The organism is Spirosoma utsteinense (assembly GCF_014282275.1).
Classification (GTDB): domain Bacteria; phylum Bacteroidota; class Bacteroidia; order Cytophagales; family Spirosomataceae; genus Spirosoma; species Spirosoma utsteinense.
The window spans coordinates 1-22,668 of sequence record NZ_VFIA01000032.1 but is presented as its reverse complement, the minus strand read 5'-3'; the positions used below and the strand labels follow the sequence as shown (position 1 = coordinate 22,668).

The following is a 22,668-nucleotide window of genomic DNA, read 5'->3' as shown; positions in this document are numbered from 1 at the left end:
TCAGTTGATCAGTCGGTCAGTTGGTGAGTTGGTCAGTTGGTCAGTTGGTGAGTCAGTCAGTTGGTCAGTTGGTGAGTTGATCAGTCGACCAGTCAGTGAGTTGATTAGTTGTGTGCGTCAGCCACTCACTGACTAACCAACTCACTGACTGGTCGACTGATCAACTCACTGACTGGTCGACTAACCAACTCACTGACTGGTCGACTGATCAACTCACTGACTGGCCGACTGATCAACTTACTTTTTCGGAAACAGATTATACACAATCGAGACCTGGAGCGCGCGGTTTTTGTAAACGGCCAGCGGATCAGGCGATACGTTGGTAAACCCCTGAACATAGCGCAGGTGCAGACTGAATTTGTCGAGCATATCCAGGAAGTCATAGTGTACACCAACGGCCAGGCCCAAATCGTTTTTGGCACCGGGGCCATTCGTTTTCCCCGCGTTGAGGGCATAACTGAATTCGGGTCCTGCCTGTAGTGTCAGCCCTTCGGTGGGAATATAACCCAACAGAACGGGCACACTCACGTAGTAGTATTTATTGGCTTCGGTATCACGGCCTGCTGCGCCAATCCGTAAGGTCTGGAAGTTGCCGCCCTTTTGTGCCAGTAGCACCTCTGGCTGGAGCACGATTTTCTGTAGGCGATACCGATACATAACCCCCAGAATTGGAGCCAGTGACTGTTTGGGAATATTGGCGGTGATACCCGAAACGTTCAGGCGCGTGAGCGAAGCGCCTATTTTTACGCCGAAGTGGCCGCCGGTGGGTTTGTTGCTTTGCGCCCGAACGAGGAAGGACGACGACATCAGAAAGGCAAGAACAAGTAATCGATACGTATGCATACGGAAATGGATGGTTAGAGATGACCACCCTATAACGGCTGATTCATTATTCGACAACGCCGAATTATCCGCAAAATTGGTTAAAAAAAGTTAAGATGTTGGTGTACATCCCGAATGTAACCAAAGACCAGCCATCAATTCAGGCGTGGGTCGAGTGGATAGTGGGCAATGGATTTATACTGACCGCCCATACGCTTGAGAACGCCACGCCAGAAGGCATCGACGGGTGTATCGAAAATAAAGTCAGCGTCGGTACGGCTCACGATCCAGGCCTTCTGGCTCAGTTCTTCGGCAAGCTGACCCTCATCCCAGCCTGAGTAACCAATGAAAAACCGGGCGTCGCGTTCGGTAAGGGTGCCGACGTTGACGGCGTCCTTGATCTGTTCGAAATCGCCACTCCAGTAGAGACCGTCGAGGATACGGATCGAGTTATCGATCAGGTCTGGTCGGCGGTGGATAAAATGGAGCGTATTCTGCTGGACCGGGCCACCTACGAAGAGCGGTAAGTCGGGGTGGATCTCTTCGATAACGTCACTAAGGTGAATATCGGTCAACTGATTCATGACCAGGCCGAACGTACCAGCGTTACTGTGCTCGCAAACGAGTACAACGCTCCGTTCGAAATTGCTATCGCCCAAAAAAGGCTCGGCAATCAGCAGGTTGCCGTTGGTAACAGATGGCGGGTTGGCATTCATGAGTACTAACGCAGTAAATACAGGTGTATTGAAAACGACGGACTAATGACGATGTTACCTAAAATAGACCAAAATTGTTACAACGGCGGGCTTTTATTCGTATACGGCAACGCTGTCGGCTCCAGTCACTTCTCAAAAGTGACTCCCACCCGCTGGCCCGATAGCCGTGTTAGCAGTGGCCGCAGCATTCGGTCGGCGTTCTGGCGGGTTTGTTCGAGAATACCGCCGTTCAGCGCCGACTGCCGGATTTGGCGTTCGGCCTGCCGGTAGGCGTCGCTTACCAGCTGGGAGTCATCCAGAAACGAAAAGCGGGTATCGTACACCCGCGACCGGTCGTGGTTTATTTTCCAGCTGCACAGTTCGGGTTTGGGTAACCGGATCGTCAGGGAGTCGCTACGGGTAGTAATGTCGGCAAGGGCAATCTTCGTAAGGTCGATGCAGCCCGTGGCTTCGCCTTCTACAATCAGTATGGCATTGGCATTGGGCAGGAAGGTGTTTAACTGTTCGTGCTCGACAATGTCCTTGAACGTGTAGCGAACCAGTTCCAGCTTGCCCAGCGCCGTTACCTCTCTTAGTACGGCGTGTTGAACGGTACTGTCGTCCCGCCGGAAACGGCTCAGGGCACTGCTTCCCCGGATCTGCTCCCAGATGGCGATGAGTCCTGCCAGTAGGAGGAGCATAATGAACAGGCGAATCAGGGTAGTGATGAACCGTGACATAGACAACCGAAAGATCGGAAATTGATGGACTGAGATGGGGTAGAAGCGGTTACCTAGCAACGACAGGCAGGTTGGCAAACGTATTTCATTGGCTGGCTATGGTCAACAAGTATCGACACTATTCACTGATTGTTAGCCTATTAGCCCATATAAAAAATAAACTACTATATTTTTAGTTAAAATACGTTAACGGTGTAACTGTTTTTCACTTTATGGAGTAGTTTTGCTCTGGAAGCAATACCACCCTCAACCTTTCTCTTTTTTATGAAAAACCTTTTCTTGCTGGCCGTGCTATGTCTGCTGACGGCCAGCCTCTATGGGCAAAGTGCGCCCAGTCCGTCCCGTATCAGTATCCAGGGACGATCGGTCGACACGTCGGCGGCTCCGCTCGCTTCCTCCACGATCATGTTGCTGAGTCCCAAAGACTCCTCGCTTGTCAACTTCATGCGGGCCGATGAGAAAGGGTCGTTTACGTTCAAAAATATCAAGTCTGGCACGTATATCCTGAAAATCTCTTTCGTTGGCTACATTCCTTACAATCTGGTAGTAAAGCCCACGGGTGATGCCGTGATAGACCTGGGTGAACTCGTACTCAAACCCATTACGAAAGAACTGATGGAAGTCGTTGTGCGAACGGCCAAAGCACCGCTAACCATCAAGGGCGATACCATTGAGTATAATGCCAGTTCATTCAAGGTACCACCGGGGTCGACGGTCGAAGATCTGCTCAGGAAGCTACCGGGCGTGCAGGTCGATCAGGATGGCAATATCCGGGCACAGGGGCAAACGGTTGAGAAAGTGACCGTCGATGGTAAAAGCTTTTTCGGCCGGGATCCCAAACTGGCTACCAAAAACCTCCAGGCCGAATCGATTTCGAAAGTGCAGGTCTACAACGATAAAACAGAGCAGTCGAAACTGACTGGTGTGGAAGACGGGAAGAAAGAGAAAACCGTGAACCTCGAGCTGAAGGAAGAATTCAAGAAAGGCGGTTTCGGTAAGGTAACGGCCGGTGCCGGGCCTGCCAGCAATGACCTGCCTGCCCGCGCCGAAGTTAAGGGAAACTACAATAAATTCGACTCCAAACAGCAGTTTTCGGTCATTGGCCTGGGAAACAACACCAACCAGCAGGGCTTGTCGTTCAACGATTACCAGGATTTTAGGGGCAGCAACTCGTTCAACTGGAACGATAACGCCGATTTCGGTTTCAGCGGCAGTGGGCGGGGGTTCTATTTTGGCGGGGATGACGACGAGTCGTTAGGTATCCCTATCAACGGGGGCGGGGGGCGTGGGTTCTCCAACAATGCCGCCGGAGGAGCCAACTACAACTATGACACCAAGAAAACCAAACTCAGCACCAGCTATTACTACAATCAGAGCCGCATTGAAATCAATGCCCTCCGTAACCGCGAGAACTTCCTCCAGACCGGTTCATTCCTGACCGAAGAAGCCAGTAATCAGATTAATTTCAATGGTAATCACCGGGTAAGCCTGCGGTACGAGAAAGCGCTCGATTCCATGCAAACGCTGATTATTATTAACAACACCCGCCTGAACAACGGCAATGCTTTCCTGTTCCGGCGGCAGGCTTTATCCCGCAGCGATGGTATACCGCCTGCGGGAACGCTGCCCGACTACACGCCATCGACACTCGATTCATCCACCAACCAGAGTGATTCCCGGCAGTTTGGCTCGGCTAGCACGGTGCTGTACCGGCTGAAGTTCAAGAAGAAAAGCCGGAGTTTTGCGGCCAGTGCTACCTATCAGATCAATACCAACGATGGCAACCTGGATCTCAACTCTCAAACGCGGTTCTTTCAGGCTACCAGCGCTAACGAAGCCCTGCGCGTTATTCGGCAGGCACAAACTACAAACAGCCTACGGAATGAATACAAAGCCAGTTTGCTGTACGTGGAGCCGTTTGCCAAAAAGTTTTTCTGGGAGACGTTCTATAACTTCAGCTTACGGTATGACGAGGTTGACCGGGATGTGCTGAACGTAGGTGACGCCTTCCCGATCCGGAACGATTCGCTGAGCCGGTTCTATAAAAACGAGTACCTGTTCAACCGGGTCGGGTCCGGTCTCCGGTACTCCTTCAAAGGCCTGAACCTGTCGGCTGGGCTGGCGGGGCAGCGCTTCTCGCTCAATGGTCGCTATGCCCCCGATCAGACCTCGCCGGTCGACAGTCTCATCAGCCGAACATTTACAACCGTCGTGCCGAACGTGTCGCTCAACTACGACATGAAGAACAATAAGTACCTCTATGGCGGCTACGACGTAAACGTTCGTATCCCATCGTCCCGTGATCTGCAACCCATCATCAATAATAGCAACCCGCTATTTATCAACGAGGGTAACCCGAACCTGCTGCCCGAACTGCAACACAACGTGAACGGTGGGTTCAGTTATTTCAACCCCGGCAGTTTCACGAACCTGTTCGTGAATGTGTATGGTACCTATTACGTCAATCAGATCGTATACAGTCAACAGGTTAATACGGAAACGCTCGTCACGACAACCTTTCCGGAAAACATAACGGGGGGCAAAAACATAGGCTCCTACATGAGTGTTGGTTTTCCGCTCAAGAAAACAAAGGCAACCCTGAACATCAACTCACAGCTTAATTTCGGAAACAACCTGACCAACATCAACGGAACGCGCAACGAAACCGAGAACCGCAACTATACCATTGGTACCCGGCTCGACCTGACGCCGACGGAGTGGCTGACGTTTTACGGAAACGCCAGCATTGGTCGTACCAACACCCGCTACTCGATCAGTTCGGGGCAGAACCAGCAGATCACCAACAACAACTTCAACGGCGATCTGAACCTGAAACTGCCGGGTAGCTTTTACGTGAATACCAGTCTGAATTACCGGGTGTTCCGAAACAGGCAGTCTAACTTCGATCAGCGTATCCCGCTCTGGAACGCATCGGTTTATCATATTCTTGGAAAGGCTAAAAAAGCCGAAATTCGCCTATCGTCGGTCGACTTGCTGAACCGAAACGTATCGATTACCCAGTATGCGGGGCAGAACTACCGGCAGAACGAGCAGGTGAATACACTGGCGCGGTATTTTCTGCTGAGCTTCTCGTATAACATGCGGGGTGTCAACGCTACCATTCGCCGGAACGGAGGCTTTTAAGAGGAGTTACTGTCAATCAAAAATCAAGCTATGAATCGTTTCATCAACCTATTCCTGTTCGCGCTGATCGCTACGACGTCGCTGGGGCAGAAAACCGAAGGTGTCGTAAGCTACGAACGCCGGACCTCCTGGGTAAAGATCATTGGCCGGATGAGTTTTCTAAGCCAGGAGGAGAAAGACCGGGCTGCGCAGACCTGGAAAAATGACAGTGAGTACAAAGAGAAAATGAAGCTGGTCTTCAATGCCAACGAGAGCTTTTATAGCTACGCCAGCGAGCAGGGTGAAACCGAAGATGGGAATTACTCCTGGCGTAACTCCGAACTGAAACTGTACCGGAATTTCGAAAAAGACAAAAAAACGGAAATGATCGAGATGTTGGGTAAAACCTATATCGTGGACGACTCCCTCCATACGCCGGTCTGGAAAATTGGCAATCAGATCAAGGATATTGCCGGGTATATCTGTATGCGGGCCGATACCGAGGACCCTATCAGGAAACAGAAGATTACCGCCTGGTTCGCGCAGGATATACCGGTACCGGCCGGGCCGGAACGCTACAATGGCTTGCCGGGTGTTATCATGGAATTAAGCCTCAACGATGGTGATGTTGTGATCGAGGCCACAGGCGTCACGTTTCGCCCCGTTACCGCCGACGAGCTGAAGATGCCAAAACTGAAAGGTAAAAAGATTGATGATACGGCCTACGATGCTATTATTCGCCAGCACATCGCCGACAGCATGATAGCCCACCGCAATCCCTACTGGTCAATCCGTTACTAGATTCAATCCCCGATCTCTTCTTCTGTAGTCTACCCCCAACACGTAGTCAACCAGACTTATGCTGGCTGATTTGTGCTGCCGGTAATCGAAAAAAACCGATAAACCCGTCGGCCTATGCGGTCATACTGAAAATTTGACTTTAAATTGTCACTCAGCCGAAAGACCCGGGGAAGACGTAGTACAGATGAGAGGAAGTGAGTTGGATTTGTGCCTGAGCATGGGGTATTTCCGAATGCAGCAGGATATTTTTACGTGTCGGTTCATACCATTCGAGGACAGACTTTGTCCTGTACACTGGCTTCGTATTACGCTGGCCAAGGTCGAGTATGGCAAAGACCAGCTCAGGCTGCTTCGGGTTAACGCCCGATTTTCGGTAACGATCAAACCGCTGGTGTTTTCCGAAGACCTAACCACACTCTATACCGTGTACAGAGCGTCAATAAATTTCGACGCCCCCGAATCGGTCGAATCATGTCTGCTAGGCGGAGGCAACTATAATGCGTTTGAAACGTACGCCATCGAAGTTCGGGATGAAAACCAGTTGATCGCCGTTGGTATCTTCGACAATGGCTCCCGCAGTATTGCCGGGATTATGAATTTTTACCACCCGGCTTACCGTAAGTACAGCCTGGGTAAGTACCTGATGCTGCTGAAAACCAATTATGCCCGGTCGCAGCAAAAAATGTATTACTACCCCGGCTATCTGGCCAGTAATTACGACAAGTTCAATTACAAGCTATTTACCTGCGAAGCGGCTACCGAAGTATTTGACAGCAACAGCGGGTTCTGGTATCCGTTCACGTGGGAGATCGTGAACTTTCTCTCCGCCGAGATGATGGAACAGGGCTAACTCCCTTATTTCTTACCAGAAAGGCTCGAAACAAGTTGTTTCGAGCCTTTCTGGTATTGGCCAACCGGATGTAGGCTAACGCTGCGCGGGTCATGCACTCTGCCTGCTACAGAACTTGCGGTGAAGAGCAGGAAACGAGCAGCCCTTTTACGAAGCTCAATGGGCTTTTATCAACTTGTAACGCTTGGTTTCTCTACCGGTGCCTATTTGTAAAATGTAGATACCCGAACCTAAATCTTTCCCTAAACGGATAGTCTGCTCTGGCTGAACATCATCCATCTGAAAGACTTCCCGGCCATGGATGTCGTACAGGATGAGGGGTTGTTTGCCCTGTAGTTTGTTCTGTAAGCGCAGGGTAAACGATTGAGAGAAGGGGTTGGGGTAATAAGTCACGATCATGCCAGCCTCGCCAGGGTTACCTTCAATCTTCAGCCGGGCACCTAACACCTGGTTTATGACCGAGAAGCTCACGGTCAGGGGTACGCCCGCCGTTCCCTGGGCGCTTCCCCCTGTGTACGGCGTTGTGGTCAGGCTGTAGTTGCCCAGGGCCGGCACCCACACGTTGTAGTTGCCGTTGTTATCGCCGAACAGGGCGTAGGGTGCGCCTGTTTCGGTCTGGGTGCGGCTCTGCTTACCACTGAGCACCATCTTCACTGAGCCCACCAGGGTAGGGCTGGTGTTGGCGCGGATGTTGAGGTTACGGGTGGGTAAGGTAGCCAGATTGATGACTTCCCCTGCTGTCATCACCCTTATTTCCTGTTCGTTGTCGGCGTTCATCAGGCTGTAGCTTACCACCGCCTGCTGAAGGGGGAGGGCAGCATTAACGGTGATGCCGACGAGTTGCTGGGCGCTCAGGGCTGGCGTTCCGTTGTCGGTCACGGTGATGCTCAGACTAAAGGTACCGGCAGTGGCGGGTGTCCAGGCGAAGGCACCGGTGACGGGGTGGATGGTGGCCGAGGGAGCCCCGGCCAGGGTATAGGTCAGGGTCTGGGCGGGGGAGTCGGCGTCGGTAGCCTGGGCAGTGAAGCTCAGGGGCTGGCCCACCGTAGCGGTCCTACTGGCGATAGGGGCCAGCACGGGAGCCGTGTTGGCGGGCGTGGCGGGCGCGATGCTCAGCCCGAAGCTGTCGCTCACCGAGCCACCCCGCCCATCACTGGCGGTGACTTTAAGGGTGAGGCTGGCGGGACTACCTGTGGGGGGTGTGCCGCTGAAGGTGCGGGTGGCGGCATTGAAGCTGAGCCAGGGGGGCAGGCTGGCATTGTCGTCCAAACTAGCTGCGTGAGTCAGGGGGTCGGCGTCGGGGTCCGTGAAGGTGTTGGCCGCCAGCACCAGATTAAAGTTACTGCCCTGGGTAGCCTGCTGATCGGGGATGGCGTTGGCTACCACCGGCGGATGGTTTGTATAATTAGTGGCACCGGGCGTCGGTGTGGTAAAGCTTACAAACGTAGCGGCCCCATCCTGTTCCCTTCCGGATGATACGTCGGTTACCTGAGCCCCGAATGTTCGGGAATCCAGCGTAAGCGTACCCGTTCCATTGGGCTGGAACAAACCGATCTGTTCCCCGCCAGCGCTTAACTTAAAGCCTACGTGCAACACACCCTGGGTCGCCTGATCATCAGCCCAAATCAACAGAAAACCGTTGGCCGGAATTGTGGTTAGCGCCGGATTGGTTGTAGGAATCTGGTATTTAGCCGGATTTGTCAGGTCATCCGTTATGTATAGTCCGCCGACATCTACCGCTTGTGTACCATTATTATAGAGCTCGATCCAGTCATCGAATTCGCCATATTCATCGGGTTTCTTTGAATTACTCGCCATAAACTCATTAATAAAGAGGTTTGATAGCGGTGGAATCGTGTTGGTAGCACCTGGTGTGGGCGTGTTGAAAAGCCTGACTTGTTTGCTGGCATCCGGAAACCGGCCTACCGATACATTGGCTGTCTGGGTAGTATACCGTAGGGTATCAGACAGAGAAACATCGGGGCCAACGATGTCTGCCAGCACGATCTGCCCGCCTGTTTCACTAAGGGTAAAACCGACATGCAGAATACCCTGATTAGGTTGGTTATCGGCCCAAAGCTTAAGGTAGCCTTTTGCAGGAATCGTTGTCTGGGCCGCATTGGTACTGGGGATTTTCCATAGAGAGGGGTTATTGATGGTGTTGGAGAGGTACATCCCGCCAATGTCAACAGCCTCATTATTGTTATTATAAAGTTCAATCCAGGGGTCGTGTTCGCCGGTTTCATCGGTAATGGAAGATTGGTTGACCGCCAGAATCTCATTGATCAGCAAATTTACGCGGAAGGGTATGCTATTTTTGCTGCCCGGGGTTGGCTTGAAAAATTCCTTAAACGTTGCCGTCCCATCCGGAAATCGACCCAGCGATACATCATCTTTTTGAGGGCCGAACGTATAGGAATCGATAAGTGTCGGTGTTGAGCCTACCAGCTGCGAGAGGCCAATCGCTTCACCGCCTTTGCTAAGCTTTATGGTAACGTGTAACGGTCCCTGGGCGGGCTGCCCGTCGGCCCATAAAAGCAGATAGCCTTTTGCCGGAATGGTTGTCAGCGCCGGGTTAGTGACAGGGATCTGGTACTGCGTAAGATTAGATAAGAGGTCTGTAATGTACAGGCCACCGATGTCAATGGGTTGGGACGTTGCATTGTAAATTTCAATCCAGTCGTCAAACTCGTCGTTTTCGTCTGGCTTCTTCGTGTTGCTGGCCATAAACTCGTTGATGTACAGACCAGTGATAAGTCCGGAGACTGTGAAAGAAACTTCGTGCAGCGAACTCCAGACACCATCACGTTGAATGCGCGCTTTAACGGTCAGGTTGCTGGCTATAGTAACGGGCGTTGTATACGCAGTAGCGCCGGGCCCTACTGCTCCTTCCGCTGTTTTCGGATCAGATCCATCGATACTATAATAAACTGTACCAGACGGGTTGGGGTTGGTGATCAGCAATTGAAAGCCGGTAGCTACAGAGCCTCCTTCCTGGTTGAAGGCAGGGGCCGTAACCGTGGGATAATAACCCTGCTCCTGAAGGGCATTGATGAACCGGACTACATTCCCGTTCATGAGTCCGTCTACCCGATTTACCTCGGGTGTCCAGTGCGTATCGCGGGTACGCGTTATTCCGTCGTTCAGGGCATCCCCCCAGCGGGCTGATTCGGCAATAATGGCGGTGTTGATAAAACTGTTGATAAGTGCCCACCGAGCCCGGGAAGCGGCATCGGTAAGGGCACCGCTGTTAAAGCAATGTTTATACACCCGATCGGCAAACAACTGCATGAATTCCGAATTTTGCCGGGCTGCGTGCCAGATCTTGGCAATAGTGGCGGTACCAGTCGTCGTGTTTCTAAACTGAGGATGCACCCAGGCACCCTGATTGGATCCATTTGTGACGTCAAAAGACCATTCAGCGTCCCAGGCGTTGTAGAAGAAAGGAGCTGCCGGATTATTACGGTTGCCGCCGTGGAAATTATTTCCAGGCCAGTCTGTCATTCCCATCATCCAGCTTACAATCAAGTAGTCGCAGAATTTGCTTACGTCAAGGTACGACTTTAACTGTGTGTAATTGGCAGCTATGCTCATGTCCTGATTGATGAGCGTACCGGTCAGATAGTTAAATCGTGAAGGGTCTCCGTCTCTGACTCCGTCATGGTCCAACGACATCCAGTCGGCAAAGGCACCACCAAAATAATGGGTCAGCATACCATTATCCGTGCGCTCTACAGGGTTATACAGTCCCCAGTATAGCCCATTGACATACAAATGGACGAAGGTGCCTCTACCACCTGTTCCGGAAATAGCCTGCTGTGATACCCGGTACCACTCGTCACGAGTATAACAGGTCCGATCGGGATTCCAGTTTCGAGCCCAGGAGCGGTTATTTCCAGCGCGTAATACAATTTTGGTATCGTTGAACGTGCTGGCAGTACCTGCATTATTATACGGGGCACTTTTTAATAGATTTGTGTTTGTACTGGCGTTGAATCCCAATTTAAGCGAACGTTTCAGCCGATCGTGGCTATGTGCTTCGAGGTCGCAATTAAATTGTTCCTTTGTTCCATCCGGATAAAAAATTTCTACTGAGGTTGGATGCTTCGTTTCGCCTTCATATAAATCCCAAAAATCGTTTTTGTCTAAAACAAGGGACATTGTTGGAATTGATGTTAGCCCATTTTTAATGCTGTTAGTATAAGCAGGATTGTTCACTACATCGGGGTCCATTTCGTAATCATGAATAGCCGTAGCCGACCCTGATCCGAGTGGGTAACTATTATTGGGCCATCCTATGATAGTTGTGGGTTGTGTTAATATATCGGTTAGGTACAAATAGGAGTTCGTTGTAACTGGCGTCGTGGTGGTCGTATTATAGCCAATTGCCCGAATAACAGTGGTTGTATTAATAGGAATTGCGTCCGTATATATGAGACCGGCTGAAGTAGTAGGGGCAGACCCATCAATAGTATACCGAATCGTACTTTCGCTCAGGTTAGTTGTGAGAGTAAGCTGTAAGGGGCTTTGATAAAAGCCCCTACTGGACGAAAATGTGACGTTTTGCCCGAATCCGGAAAACGTCGCTGTTAAAAAAAGGCAAAACAGGTAGGCAGTATTTTTCATGGTAGTATTTACTTTGAGTGTATGGATATATTACTGCTGGGTAAAGTAAACGCAAGCGAATTCGCACGATTAAAAAAATCGTGTTGGCCGAAAATCATTTAATGGATAAATAATTTTTGTGAAGTGTATTATTCCTGGCCCTGAAGTTTTATAGTATTTGGATAAAGGATATGGTATCTGAAGTTTATTAGCTCCGGTTAGTTGCCCTGTAGATACACTGCTAATGTAAGGGTATATAATTCCTGCCGATTGTTGGTTTGATCATGTGAGCTGAATCAGGCTAAAAAATAAGTTGCTTTTATTAATCGGTATATAAAAAATAATTTCTTTTTAATACAGATTAATATTCCATTAATTCAGTCGAAGAGTGTTTTTTAGCATTGTTGGATAATAATATTTTTTATTTTTAACTAACTTCAACGTTTAGAATTTTGCTTCGCCTGATGAGGAATTTAGACTTTATATGTTCGTCGTATTTGCATAAATAATAGTATTTATATGATCATTTTTTTTATAAAAAAATAGGATCATATATAATGTAGAGACGTATAAGGGGTCGGGTTCTGAATGAGCGCAGCAATCTGGTGCATTCATTCAGAACCCGGCCCCTTATACGTCTCTACAGCTTACTTCCGGAATGTAGTGACGGCTTCTTCGTAGATGCGGATGCCCGGAATATCCCGTGCGCCCCGGGTAATGTCGGCTTTGATGGCGGCTTCATCGATTGTCCAGTAGCCGTTGGGTATCTGATTTCGGTCTATTATCTCAAAAGTCCACTTCATCTGTACCCCTTTAGGTAGCGCCACCAGTGCCACCTCCGGCGTAAGCCAGGTCGTTTCACCCGTCGGCACCGCAGATGCATTATGTTCAGCGGCTTCAGCCAGCTGGTGCTCCCGAACGCGCAATTGCTCCCGGTTGTAATGCTCGACAGCGTCTTTGAGGGGTTGCATGGCGGCCAGGATAGGAGCCGTCATCTCCTTCTCGATTTCCATCCAGTCGTGCTTCTGCTTATCGAGCTCACGGGTAATTTTAAGTCGTTCGGCCGCTACAAGTTTAATTAAGTCATGGCCCTGAGCGACATGCCTGATTAACGTCTCCTGCTGCTCGGGCGTACCACATATAGCGGGTTGTCGGCGCAGGAAGGTGATATAATCTGTCAGGGAAGCCTGTAACTGTTCCCGACCGTTCGAATCGGTCAGCGACAGGCCGGTATTGGGTTTCGTTTCGGTAGCCATACCCCTAAAAGCGTTCAGGGAGTACAAATGTTGGGCTATTCGCTCGTATTTATGCCTTTAAACCCGCGCTGGTAGGGTTTGAGTCTATGTTAGCGCTGATCGGGATTATGTATAGCATAACAACGGGCGATTATTTTCCAGTCTCATCATTCGGTGCATCAACGGGTTTGGATTCCGGAGACCCTTTCTGGCGCAGAAAAATAGATAGGACCACAATAGACAACACCGACAGAAATTCGCTCTGCCAGTTTTGAAGCGACTGAAACCAGAATTCACTCGTTCCCAGAAATTGCCCTAATGTGAGTAGTTCTGTCTTTCCTTTTAGCACCTGCTCCGTGTTATACTGCTTAACGCCCCCTACTGCATGGAGAAAAAACGACAAAGCGAACAGAACAAGAAAAGCGAGGCTCAGAGAGTTCTGATAGAGTATCAGCACCCATCCGCCCCGACGAACGGGCCAGGGTGCTCCCGGACGATTGGGTGATGGTTCGCGGTCTACTTCTTCGGCTTTGTCGATACGTTTAGACTCCGAAGACCCTTTCTGACGGAGCGAGACGGTCAGGATCACGTAAAGACCCATTTGCAGAAACTCACTTTCCCAGTTCTCGAAAACGCCTTCGATACAGTGTCCGCTGGTTAAGTAGGCCGTAAAAGCGAGTGCGGGACGATTATAATCACTAAGTTCATTGTTAAACTCATGCCAGCCCACAACAATCTGGCCCAGTAAGGTTAGTAAGGTGATAAACAGGAAGAGGAGTGAGAGGCCATTCTCACGCAAAAATTTCTTCATCAGCAATGTGGCCAACCCTTGTTTTTGGCTGCTACCGTATGTCGGGGAGCCCGTTAGGCTGGCTAGGGAATGGCAAGTTAGTAAACTACTTATTCTATCAACGTAATTATATCTGGATCTGACGCCAGATACTATACGCACGGAGGCTGAAGCCGGTTGGCCCTTTACGCCTGTAAGGGGGGCGTATCCCTAAGTTGTGGCGAAATGCGGCTGCGGCATCTCGAAATTTTCGTGGTCACGTGATGACTTTCGATTGAAAAACGGGATGATGTTGACGGACTAATTCTACGTCAGACAGGTGTAATAAAAAAGCGCTTACAATTTTTACATTGTAAGCGCTTGACTTTCAGTGGCGGTCCGGACGGGACTCGAACCCGCGACCCCCTGCGTGACAGGCAGTACTTTGACTTTTATTGCTGATTATTTTTTATTCGTTATAGGCTGTAAATCAGTAATATATATATTATTTATTTATTGTCGTTAATTGCCAATAGTAGGTTTATTATTATATTTGTGTAAACCGACGTGTAAACCAATGGCAAAGACAACTGAACACAAAGAAGGGAAGGCTACTGTTCGGATTTTGTATTTTACCTCTAAGACACTGGCCGATGGGAGCCACCCTTTTATGGTTTGCATAACCAAAGACAGGCAACGCAAACACATTGCCACCGGGTTAAGTCTATTTCCCAAATACTGGAATGACAAACATACTGGCTATCGCGAAGCAATCCGCAGATCATATCCTGAACCAAATCGGAACAACCTTATCATTGCGTTAGAGGGCTGGGAACGTAAATACCGAGATGCCGCCGAAACATTGGCAGGAAACGATGAGGTACACAATGCCAAAGAAGTAGCTACGAAAGCTCTTGAAGGTCGTAAGCAAGCCCGTAGATCAAAGTTGTTGGCCTATATTGAAGAGTTGATCTATGGCATGGAAAAGACGGGCCGAGTTGGTAATAGTTTGGTTTACCGAGACCTTAAAAATCAGTTAGTCAACTTCATTAAATCTGCCGATGCGCCTGAGCAGGACGACGTTCGCTTTGCGGAGGTTACCGTAAAATTCCTTAATGCTTTCGAGACACACATGAGTGCGAAGGGTGTAGCCGATACGACTTTAAGTAATCGTTTTAGAACCCTTCGGGCTGTCTTTAATAAAGCTATCGGTGAAGGATTGGCCGAACTGAAAGACTACCCTTTTAGGCGCAACGTTAGTGACAAGCACAAATTTAATGTTAGCAAGTTTGACACTTCTACCCGTAAACGAGCGATTAGTCGCGACGACGTTCGAAAAATCGAAACATTTGTACCAACGGCTTTAGCTACCGGTCCGTTTTCTGAACTTCGAAACGCGATTGAAGTAGAGCGATTGCAGCGGGCTAAAGATATATTTCTATTTAGTTTCTATGTTGGTGGAATTAGCTTTACCGACCTTGCCAGTCTACGTTACCAGGATTTAACAACTGATAGTGATGGGAATACACGCCTGACCTACGTTCGACAAAAGACCGGGGGTAAGTTCTCTATCCGGATGTTGACACCTGCTCTTTCAATTGTTGACCGACAAAGGCCACTGACCTATAACGGACTTGATAGTTATGTATTCGGCATCCTCAACAGGGCCAGCCATAAGACGCCGACACAAATTAAAAACCGGCTAAAAAAAATCATTGGGCAAGTGAACGCTGATCTAAAAACAATTGGTGAACAAATAGGCATTAATGCTCCACTAACGACTTACGTAGCCCGGCATTCATTCGCTACTAGCCTACGCAGGGCAGGCGTAGCTACAGGAGTTATTTCAGCTTCAATGGGGCATAAGACAGAAGCCATTACAGCTATCTACCTAGATTCGTTCGCCTCTGAAACTGTTGATTTGGCTTACGATGCTTTATTATAAGTTCTAGAGGCCAAATTACTAAAAATGATACCTACGAAGAGCTATGCGGACGAACATATTGAGCATAACCCAAACGTCCTTTGAAGAAATTCGCCTTCTCTATGCCATGTTTAGCCGTGATCCTTCTAATGGGTTAAGTTTGCTACGTGATGACCCGGGCACCACACAAGCCTTAAAAAATGAATATGATAGGCTTGAACGACTTAAACAAGTTCCGTTTGAAGGCCCGTCTAAGATTGTGTTTCGAGGTATTCGTCGTATTACTGATGGGCCTAATCCTAAATCTGGCGAAAATGTACGTAGTTGGTTGGACAGTGGCAGAATCCAGGCTGTTTTGGAGCCACAACTTATGGGCTTTCGTGATGAATTAAGGCAGGCAAGTAATGATGTTGAGAAAGAAAACCGTACGATCGGCTTGCAGGCTTATAATAAATCTTTGGATAACTTATCTACGCAACTATCGATTTTCGAGGGCAAAACTGCCGATCAATTTCCCGAATTAGTTGAATATAATAACGTGAATTGGCCTGAAATCTATGAGCGATTGAACGACTACGTGTTCTTAGTTCGAGACATTATTCAACAATATGCTGAAGAAATTAAGCCTTATCTTAAAGACGGTCAGTCCAATAAATCGCTCACCTCAACACCACCGGCAGATGGTAATGAGCCGCTGGAACTTACACATGCACAAATAGCAATGCTATATCATTATCGTAACCAGCCTATAACCCGTAATAATGCTGACGGAATAGCACAAAAATATGGACAAACAAGCGGACAAAAGTTGCTCGATAAATATGGTAAAATGACTTCACCACTTGAAAGAACAGCCGACGCAAAGAGTACTATCAAAAACTTTGATAAAGTAATGCCACTTCTTTCTGGTGATGCTTTACAACTGGCTAACAGAGAGTTAGTGGAAGCAAAAAGGAATAACAGCAAACGGTTAGGAAAATAGTCAACTGGTTGCAACCGGTTGCACCACTTGCCCCGCCCGAACATTGCCAGCGTAATTAAACGCTAAACGGTAATGATAAACCCTTATGAAATAATTGACCGCCGGTTATCTGCTATTGAGCAGGTGCTTCAGGAACTAAGGCAACAAAATGGGACTCAAACCGCCCCTGATGAGGTTGGCGGTATCGAGTTAGCCCGGCAAGTCACTCGACTAAGTGCCGCCCGTATCTATACGCTCGTATCAAAGCGCCAAATACCCCATATGAAGCGGGGAAATCGGTTGACTTTCCGACGTACTCAACTTTTGGCTTGGTTGGATGAGGGTGACCGGAAAACGATGGGAGGGCTGGACGCATGAATCATCCTATTTCAAGATTAGCAACCCCATTCCTGCCTGTTCAGGAGCGAGATGATAAATCTCAACAAGAACAGTTTAAGGATTTCACCTTAGATAAAATACGTCAGAAGGCTTACGAAACAGGTATCAAATTATCACGCACATCCTATATCTGGAAAACAGGTATAGCTATTGAGCACAACGAAGATGCCCACATACTGCCAATTTATGGCATGTCGGATGATGAATTAGCCGCAACTGCTAACCACAACTTTGCCGCTGAAATCGGTAAGCCAGACAACTTAAAAGAAAACATACGGTATAGTCAGAAAGCACAGAACCTAGACCATTTATTAGAACGTGAACGACTGGTGAGCAATGCCGCTACCCGTAGCGTGGTATTTAGTCCTCCACTGGTAAGCCGTATGGATACCGGTATCATTGGACGGGGAACGCTCAACATTATTCAGGGAGCATACGGTAGCCACAAATCAAGGCTTGCCGAACTTTTTGCTGCGCTGATGCTTACCAGTGACCCGAACAACCCCCATTTTTTGGGATTTAGCCGGTCAATGTTGGAACGTTACTGTGTGTGCTATATTGACACTGAACGCAATCAAAGCGAGGAGTTACCCTTTGCCATACAGGGCATAAAATTAAAAGCCGGATACACAGTAATCGATCAGCCTCCCGATTTCCGCTTTACGTCGATCAAAGCCATTGAGCGTGGCCACCGTTTTGACGGTATTGAAGCCTTTCTAAGCCACGTTCGAGAACAAACAACACTTCACATGTTCTGCCTGATTGACGTGGTTACGGATGCCGTTAGCGACTTCAACGACGCCAAGGAGTCGATGCGGTTATATGACTTCATCGGCAATCTGTGTGACAAGCACGATGCGACCTTTTTACTGGTCATTCACCAAAACCCAGGCACCGAAAAAGCAAGAGGGCATACGGGCACTGAAGCCGCTAACAAAGCCAGTACAGTAATACAAATCGGTTTCGAAAAGGATGCCAGCGGGAATGATACCGACCTCATCCGATTGCGATATTTAAAGTTACGACGGGGCAAACGACCTGAACCGGTTTATCTGCAATACCGGGAAGATGCGAACGGATTAGTGTTGGCTGAGGCTGATCAGATTGCCGCTCACATCAACCACCGCAAACACAAAGCGGATACCGAGGATCTTGCAGAACGGCTTGTAAGTCTTTTATCGGATGGACCCCTACACAAACATGAAGTATGGACGGTATTGGAAAGTGAGTTTAAGGCTAAAAATGCAACGATTCGAGAACGCCTAAAAACGATCATTGAGCAACACCCCCCCATGTATGATGATGAGGGCCGAGCTGTTCGCTTGAGCGACTACAAAGAGGGTCGCAACCAGTTCTACAAACTGGTCACAATCGATTAAATCAATACTGCCAACTGCTAAAGGCCATATAGGGGGTTTGGCAGTTGGCAGTATCAAACTACCCTGCCAAAACCGTTTGGCACCTTTTTTAGCACTTAGCAGGATGAACAGTCAGCCATACCGCCCTAACCTCTTGGATGTACCGATCAGCTTCTTTGAACTCGACCACCAGCGGGGTCATTTTGCCAACGTACCAGCCCGAAATACAAGTCTACGACGTATCGTTAGTACCAAGTATTACCGCTCGACCATCGAAGCCATACGAGCTGAATCTGACCCAGAAAAGCAGGGCGAACTAAAAAAGCAGCTTCCGACTATTACACCCGTTGCCCTGCTTCACCACCGAAGAAGGGACACAAGTTTTGCCGAAAAGATCAGCCAACAATGGCCGATGATGATGGGCGATGTAGATATCAAAGACAATCCCGGCGTTAACATGGCCGAGCTTAAAAAGTATATAGCCCGCTTACCCTACGTACTACTTTGCACCTTTTCGGTGCGTAAAGGACTTTGGTTTGTGGTACAGTTACCAGACCACCGGACGCCTGAAACCTTAGCGGCCCATTTCCGGTATCTACAAAAGTTGTTCAGCGATATATTCGGGGTTAATCTCGACAAGGGCAAAGGGGGCAACCCAACTGATTTACGGTTTGTATCCTACGATCCCACTCCGTACATCAATGAAAATGCTATCGTACTGTCTGGTACGTATGAGCCGCCCAAAGCAAGCCATACAATTGATTACAGCCGCTTTAACAGACAGGATGAAAGAAACCTATTACCTAGGCTCGTTCGCTTCGTACGAACGGCGGGTGAGGGCCAACGGCATACTACTTTGTTAAAGGCGGCAACCGTAGCGGGCGGGTATATAGCAGCGGGTCTTGTAGACGAGCAAATTGTAACCTTAGCTCTCGAAACCATAGCGAGTGAATGGCCTACGTTCAGCAAATCACAGAAAACGATACGAGACGGTATCCGGTACGGTTTGACGAAACCGATTTATCTGGTTGAAAAAGAACAACCATACTATACGGACTCCAAACCTGTCGTTGTTTATACCATTGCCGATCAACTAGCCCGACCCGGCTCAATCCTTAGACCGGAAGAATCACGGCTTGAACGGTTAGAAGTTGAGCAATCTAATCACTATCCGGCAGCTTGGAATAAGCCTTAGTTATCACAACCAAATTATTGATCCGTGTATTGGTCCGTAAAGCAACTTCACTTCTATGTTGTTACTATGCTCGGTTGATGCTCATGCTATCCCGCTTGATTTTACAGACTTGCTCACGGATCAATGAGGCACATTCGTGTGAACACGGGATTAATGCGGATGAGCTTAGGGAGATAAAGGGAATCCTGCGTGACAATAATAACTAAGACCTGCTGAGGGATAGAGGCCTTTGGACTTCTGCCACTGGATTGGCTCACATATCTATGTGATTATGAAAAATATAGGATAAAAGCTAGAATGTATCTTTTTCTGTAGGAGGCTACAATAATGCAAGTGATGATGTAGCGGATGAAGTTGTTGATGACGGAGTGAGACAAACCGAACCGGATAATCAAATTAATGGCAAACGAAACACGCGAACGAAAATAGTTTTCTGCTGTAAAGGCACCTAAACCGATCAAATCCGGTAAACGAACAACAGGAATTAGTGAAAACCGATCAATTGCGGTGGAAAAAGCCTGGAAATCCGGCGAACTAACGACGAGCGGAAGTAAAAACCGGAATCCAGATTCCTACTTCCGGATTATGATGAAAACTAAATGATCACTATATTCGTAACAATACTGTAGCACTTTAATGTAACGCAGTGTTCCTTATCAGACCAGAAATTGTATTATACCAATTTTTGGCACACTCATACCTCTATCGGACGGAGCGATGAAACAAGTAAACAGAATGGGTGCAGCCAGCCAAGGTGCTTGTAGTACCCAACGATCATTTAGCTATGTATCAAAGGTTAACACTTCGCCTATTATCGTAGCAAAACAATGCAGTAATGAAGGAGCTAACAATACAAGTTCCTTTCCTTCTGTGGCAATAGACTTTCGTCGAATGGTCGAAGTAGCAGACCAAATGCAGGAGTATATAGCTAAGGGCGGTGCTAACGGAAACAAAAAGAGCGAATCGGGTGAACCTAAATGTATCCAATTATCAGGCTTATTCGGTTTTCCCAGAAAAAGCTAACGATGCCGAGTTTTCCTTTGTCACAGACAACGGGATTAGATATATAATTTACTTTTGCGAAGCGGATGGCTATGTATCATCCGCTTCTTCTTTTGCCCATGAATTAAGGATGTTTGGGTTTGGGCCGGAGCTTAATACGCGGCCTACAAGAAAAATGCCTGCTGATCCTCGGATAGGAACAACGATATTAGAGTTACTATAATACTACATGTCAAAGCATCCTGATAGGATCTTGTTGTATGTCTGTAGTGATGAGAGTGTTTGGAACCCAGGTCCAGGCAATAGAAATATAAGATTTGCAAGACGACGAAGTGAGCTATTTTCTAAATGGTATGAAGATTGGCAAGCGGTCGGGGCGATGTCTGCAGAAAAAATAGATTCCGAGTTGTATGGCGAAATTTATTGCTCTTGCTTTTTTAGATCAGAAAACCCTTATGGGAATGAAATAAGGGATACAATAAATACGGTAGTGCTTGGAAAGCAGCCATAATAAAAATGCCTGCTGGTTCTAGCGGGCATTTTTTATTGTTCAATGTACTGCCATCCATTTTACTCTTTAATTACTATGAAAAAATTTATTATTTTGTTGTACGTACTTGAGTTTAGTTGTGTAGAAAGTTTAGCATACAGTCAGAAGGCTAAAAAGCGAGTGAATGAAATGGTAGTAGCATGTCGGGCAAAAGACATTAAGGTTTTATTTGCTAAACTTTCCACAGATGACCAGTTCAGAAGAAGTGTTAAAATTAGGGCGCATAATAATTGTAGTAAGACAATAGTAGCCGTTGAAGTAGGAATAGGTCGTACAGCTAACGAATTGTTAATGATACATAAGCGAGTAAAAATCAAAATTTTGCCTTATGCTACGACAAATATTAGTGTTTCAATTGAAGAGGGACATGCTGTTTACACACCAATGGCCACCAGTGACATTCATTTCATCAGAGTAGTGTATTCAGATGGTACAACGGCATAAGTATATTGTCTCTTCAGAAGTAACACTATTTATGAAGAAACAGCTAGTGTACTTGCTAGTCAGATTAACGCGATCTGCATCACATAGGCAGATACGGACGGGGTGATTCGTCAGCGACTATTTGCAGTGTCAGGTATTAAGCGTAATACTCATGTTACGTTAGATGAACTTATTGGGATAAAGGCAGTCTTGCATGGTAACGGGAATCAAAACATCTTCTAACTCCGTGCATTAGTCCGTAAAGCAACTTCATCTCTATGTTGTTATTATGCTCGGTTGATGCTCGTGGTATCCCGCTTGACTTTACAGACTTGCTCACGGATCAATAATAATAAAATACAGCTTATTACTTCTTGAAGCTCTTCAATGCTTCGAAAAATGTTATATAATGCATTTGGTGTTTAGTTTGATTAAACTTAAAATCTTCAAGAAGAAACCTACTTGTATTTATCTAATACTATTAAGCTATTCATAATTAAGTCAAAAAATTTTTTATTGTCTTCCTTATTTATTTCATTCTCTAACTTAGGTACGTAAAAACTAATACATATTAAGTAATCACGAAACATAACATAATATATTACGATGAAAAACTCGCCTTGAAAGCCTAGTCGTGATATTTTTGAGTCAAATTCTAATCTAACGCCATAACAACCATCAATAATCATTCTAGTGCTACTAAAATTAAGAGGATTATAACTAGAGTATTCAGTCGTAATGTTGTCTAACGCAAAAATTTCGTCTGCTAATTCTAATGGGTTTATTGAAGCTATTATATCGGGCGTAACCCCTAACTTATTTGATATTAAATAAACTGTTACTGTGTTTGACACTCCATTTAAATCATTTTTCAGTAGCCATAAAACATTTGGTCTTTTTCCTTCATTAAAATACCAGCTCAAAGGGAATTCAATTTCAAATTCTAAGCCTTTTGACTTGCTAAAATTTATTGAATTTAACTTTCTTCTAAAATTTTTGATGTATTCCTGAATTGGGAATGCTTGAAATTCTGGGTTATTATTTAGCAGTATTTCAATTATTGGTGATGATATATTGCCTTCTGATCTTGATTCTATCTCTTTTAAGAACGTGTTGGGAAATTGAGAAAGGTTGAGGGTCGTGCCAACTTTGTGGTCGCCAAACGACAAAGTCATGACCAAACAGTGGGAGCCACTGACCGACCTCCAATGGGCCG

17 protein-coding genes and 1 pseudogene are annotated in these 22,668 nt (G+C 47.3%); 10 read left to right on the top strand and 8 right to left on the bottom strand.

Features of this window, described 5'->3' with window-relative positions:
• Positions 1–237 precede the first annotated feature (237 nt).
• From FH603_RS20980 to FH603_RS20970, 3 genes are all read right to left on the bottom strand, one after another.
• Positions 238–843 carry a porin family protein gene (locus FH603_RS20980; RefSeq protein ID WP_186739665.1) on the bottom strand — a complete coding sequence of 202 codons (606 nt, stop codon included), beginning with the start codon at positions 841–843 and terminating at the stop codon, positions 238–240.
• 134 nt (positions 844–977) lie between these two features.
• Positions 978–1,538: a YqgE/AlgH family protein gene (locus FH603_RS20975; protein ID WP_186739664.1), complete on the bottom strand. Its 561-nt coding sequence runs from the start codon at positions 1,536–1,538 to the stop codon at positions 978–980.
• A gap of 125 nt (positions 1,539–1,663) precedes the next feature.
• Positions 1,664–2,257 (bottom strand): DUF4230 domain-containing protein, encoded by a 594-nt coding sequence (locus tag FH603_RS20970; RefSeq protein WP_186739663.1) that lies wholly within the window; start codon positions 2,255–2,257, stop codon positions 1,664–1,666.
• Between the two features lie 264 nt (positions 2,258–2,521).
• On the opposite strand from FH603_RS20970, the gene FH603_RS20965 reads away from it, so the two are divergent.
• From FH603_RS20965 to FH603_RS20955, 3 genes are all read left to right on the top strand, one after another.
• A complete protein-coding gene (locus FH603_RS20965; protein ID WP_186739662.1) occupies positions 2,522–5,401 on the top strand; it encodes a TonB-dependent receptor domain-containing protein in 2,880 nt (959 codons plus the stop codon).
• Between the two features lie 30 nt (positions 5,402–5,431).
• Entirely contained in the window at positions 5,432–6,181 is a 750-nt protein-coding gene (locus FH603_RS20960; RefSeq protein WP_186739661.1) for a GLPGLI family protein, read from the top strand.
• Positions 6,182–6,413: 232 nt separating this feature from the next.
• Positions 6,414–7,031, top strand: a complete 618-nt coding sequence (locus tag FH603_RS20955; RefSeq protein ID WP_394366382.1) for an arginine-tRNA-protein transferase — start codon at positions 6,414–6,416, stop codon at positions 7,029–7,031.
• Between the two features lie 156 nt (positions 7,032–7,187).
• Here the strand turns inward: FH603_RS20955 and FH603_RS20950 are convergent, their stop codons facing one another.
• The 4 genes and pseudogenes from FH603_RS20950 to FH603_RS20940 form a co-directional block, all read right to left on the bottom strand.
• Complete coding sequence (locus FH603_RS20950) at positions 7,188–11,192, bottom strand: lamin tail domain-containing protein (RefSeq protein ID WP_244968021.1); 4,005 nt, start codon at positions 11,190–11,192, stop codon at positions 7,188–7,190.
• A 189-nt stretch (positions 11,193–11,381) separates the two neighbouring features.
• Positions 11,382–11,657: pseudogene (locus tag FH603_RS29295) on the bottom strand (chitobiase/beta-hexosaminidase C-terminal domain-containing protein); the annotation flags it as partial.
• A 626-nt stretch (positions 11,658–12,283) separates the two neighbouring features.
• Positions 12,284–12,892 (bottom strand): hypothetical protein, encoded by a 609-nt coding sequence (locus tag FH603_RS20945; RefSeq protein WP_186739658.1) that lies wholly within the window; start codon positions 12,890–12,892, stop codon positions 12,284–12,286.
• Between the two features lie 130 nt (positions 12,893–13,022).
• On the bottom strand, positions 13,023–13,682 hold the full coding sequence (locus FH603_RS20940) for a DUF6766 family protein (RefSeq protein WP_186739657.1): 660 nt from the start codon (positions 13,680–13,682) through the stop codon (positions 13,023–13,025).
• A gap of 535 nt (positions 13,683–14,217) precedes the next feature.
• Here FH603_RS20940 and FH603_RS20935 point away from each other — a divergent pair.
• The 7 genes from FH603_RS20935 to FH603_RS20905 all read left to right on the top strand — a co-directional run bounded on the left by FH603_RS20935 (position 14,218) and on the right by FH603_RS20905 (position 21,473).
• Positions 14,218–15,585, top strand: coding sequence for a site-specific integrase (locus tag FH603_RS20935; protein ID WP_186739656.1), 1,368 nt, complete (start codon positions 14,218–14,220; stop codon positions 15,583–15,585).
• Between the two features lie 43 nt (positions 15,586–15,628).
• The gene (locus FH603_RS20930) at positions 15,629–16,546 is read left to right on the top strand and encodes a hypothetical protein (protein WP_186739655.1); all 918 of its coding nucleotides are present in this window, start codon (positions 15,629–15,631) and stop codon (positions 16,544–16,546) included.
• Between the two features lie 72 nt (positions 16,547–16,618).
• Positions 16,619–16,903, top strand: coding sequence for a helix-turn-helix domain-containing protein (locus FH603_RS20925; RefSeq protein ID WP_186739654.1), 285 nt, complete (start codon positions 16,619–16,621; stop codon positions 16,901–16,903).
• Entirely contained in the window at positions 16,900–18,303 is a 1,404-nt protein-coding gene (locus tag FH603_RS20920) for an AAA family ATPase (RefSeq protein WP_244968020.1), read from the top strand. The genes FH603_RS20925 and FH603_RS20920 overlap by 4 nt, the downstream gene beginning before the upstream one ends.
• A gap of 103 nt (positions 18,304–18,406) precedes the next feature.
• On the top strand, positions 18,407–19,477 hold the full coding sequence (locus tag FH603_RS20915) for a BT4734/BF3469 family protein (protein WP_186739653.1): 1,071 nt from the start codon (positions 18,407–18,409) through the stop codon (positions 19,475–19,477).
• Positions 19,478–20,194: 717 nt separating this feature from the next.
• Positions 20,195–20,500: a hypothetical protein gene (locus FH603_RS20910; protein ID WP_186739652.1), complete on the top strand. Its 306-nt coding sequence runs from the start codon at positions 20,195–20,197 to the stop codon at positions 20,498–20,500.
• Positions 20,501–21,065: 565 nt separating this feature from the next.
• Positions 21,066–21,473: a hypothetical protein gene (locus FH603_RS20905; protein WP_186739651.1), complete on the top strand. Its 408-nt coding sequence runs from the start codon at positions 21,066–21,068 to the stop codon at positions 21,471–21,473.
• A 437-nt stretch (positions 21,474–21,910) separates the two neighbouring features.
• Here FH603_RS20905 and FH603_RS20900 read toward each other — a convergent pair.
• Positions 21,911–22,668, bottom strand: a 758-nt coding sequence (locus tag FH603_RS20900; protein WP_222439561.1) for a hypothetical protein, incomplete at its 5' end; no start/stop codon positions are given.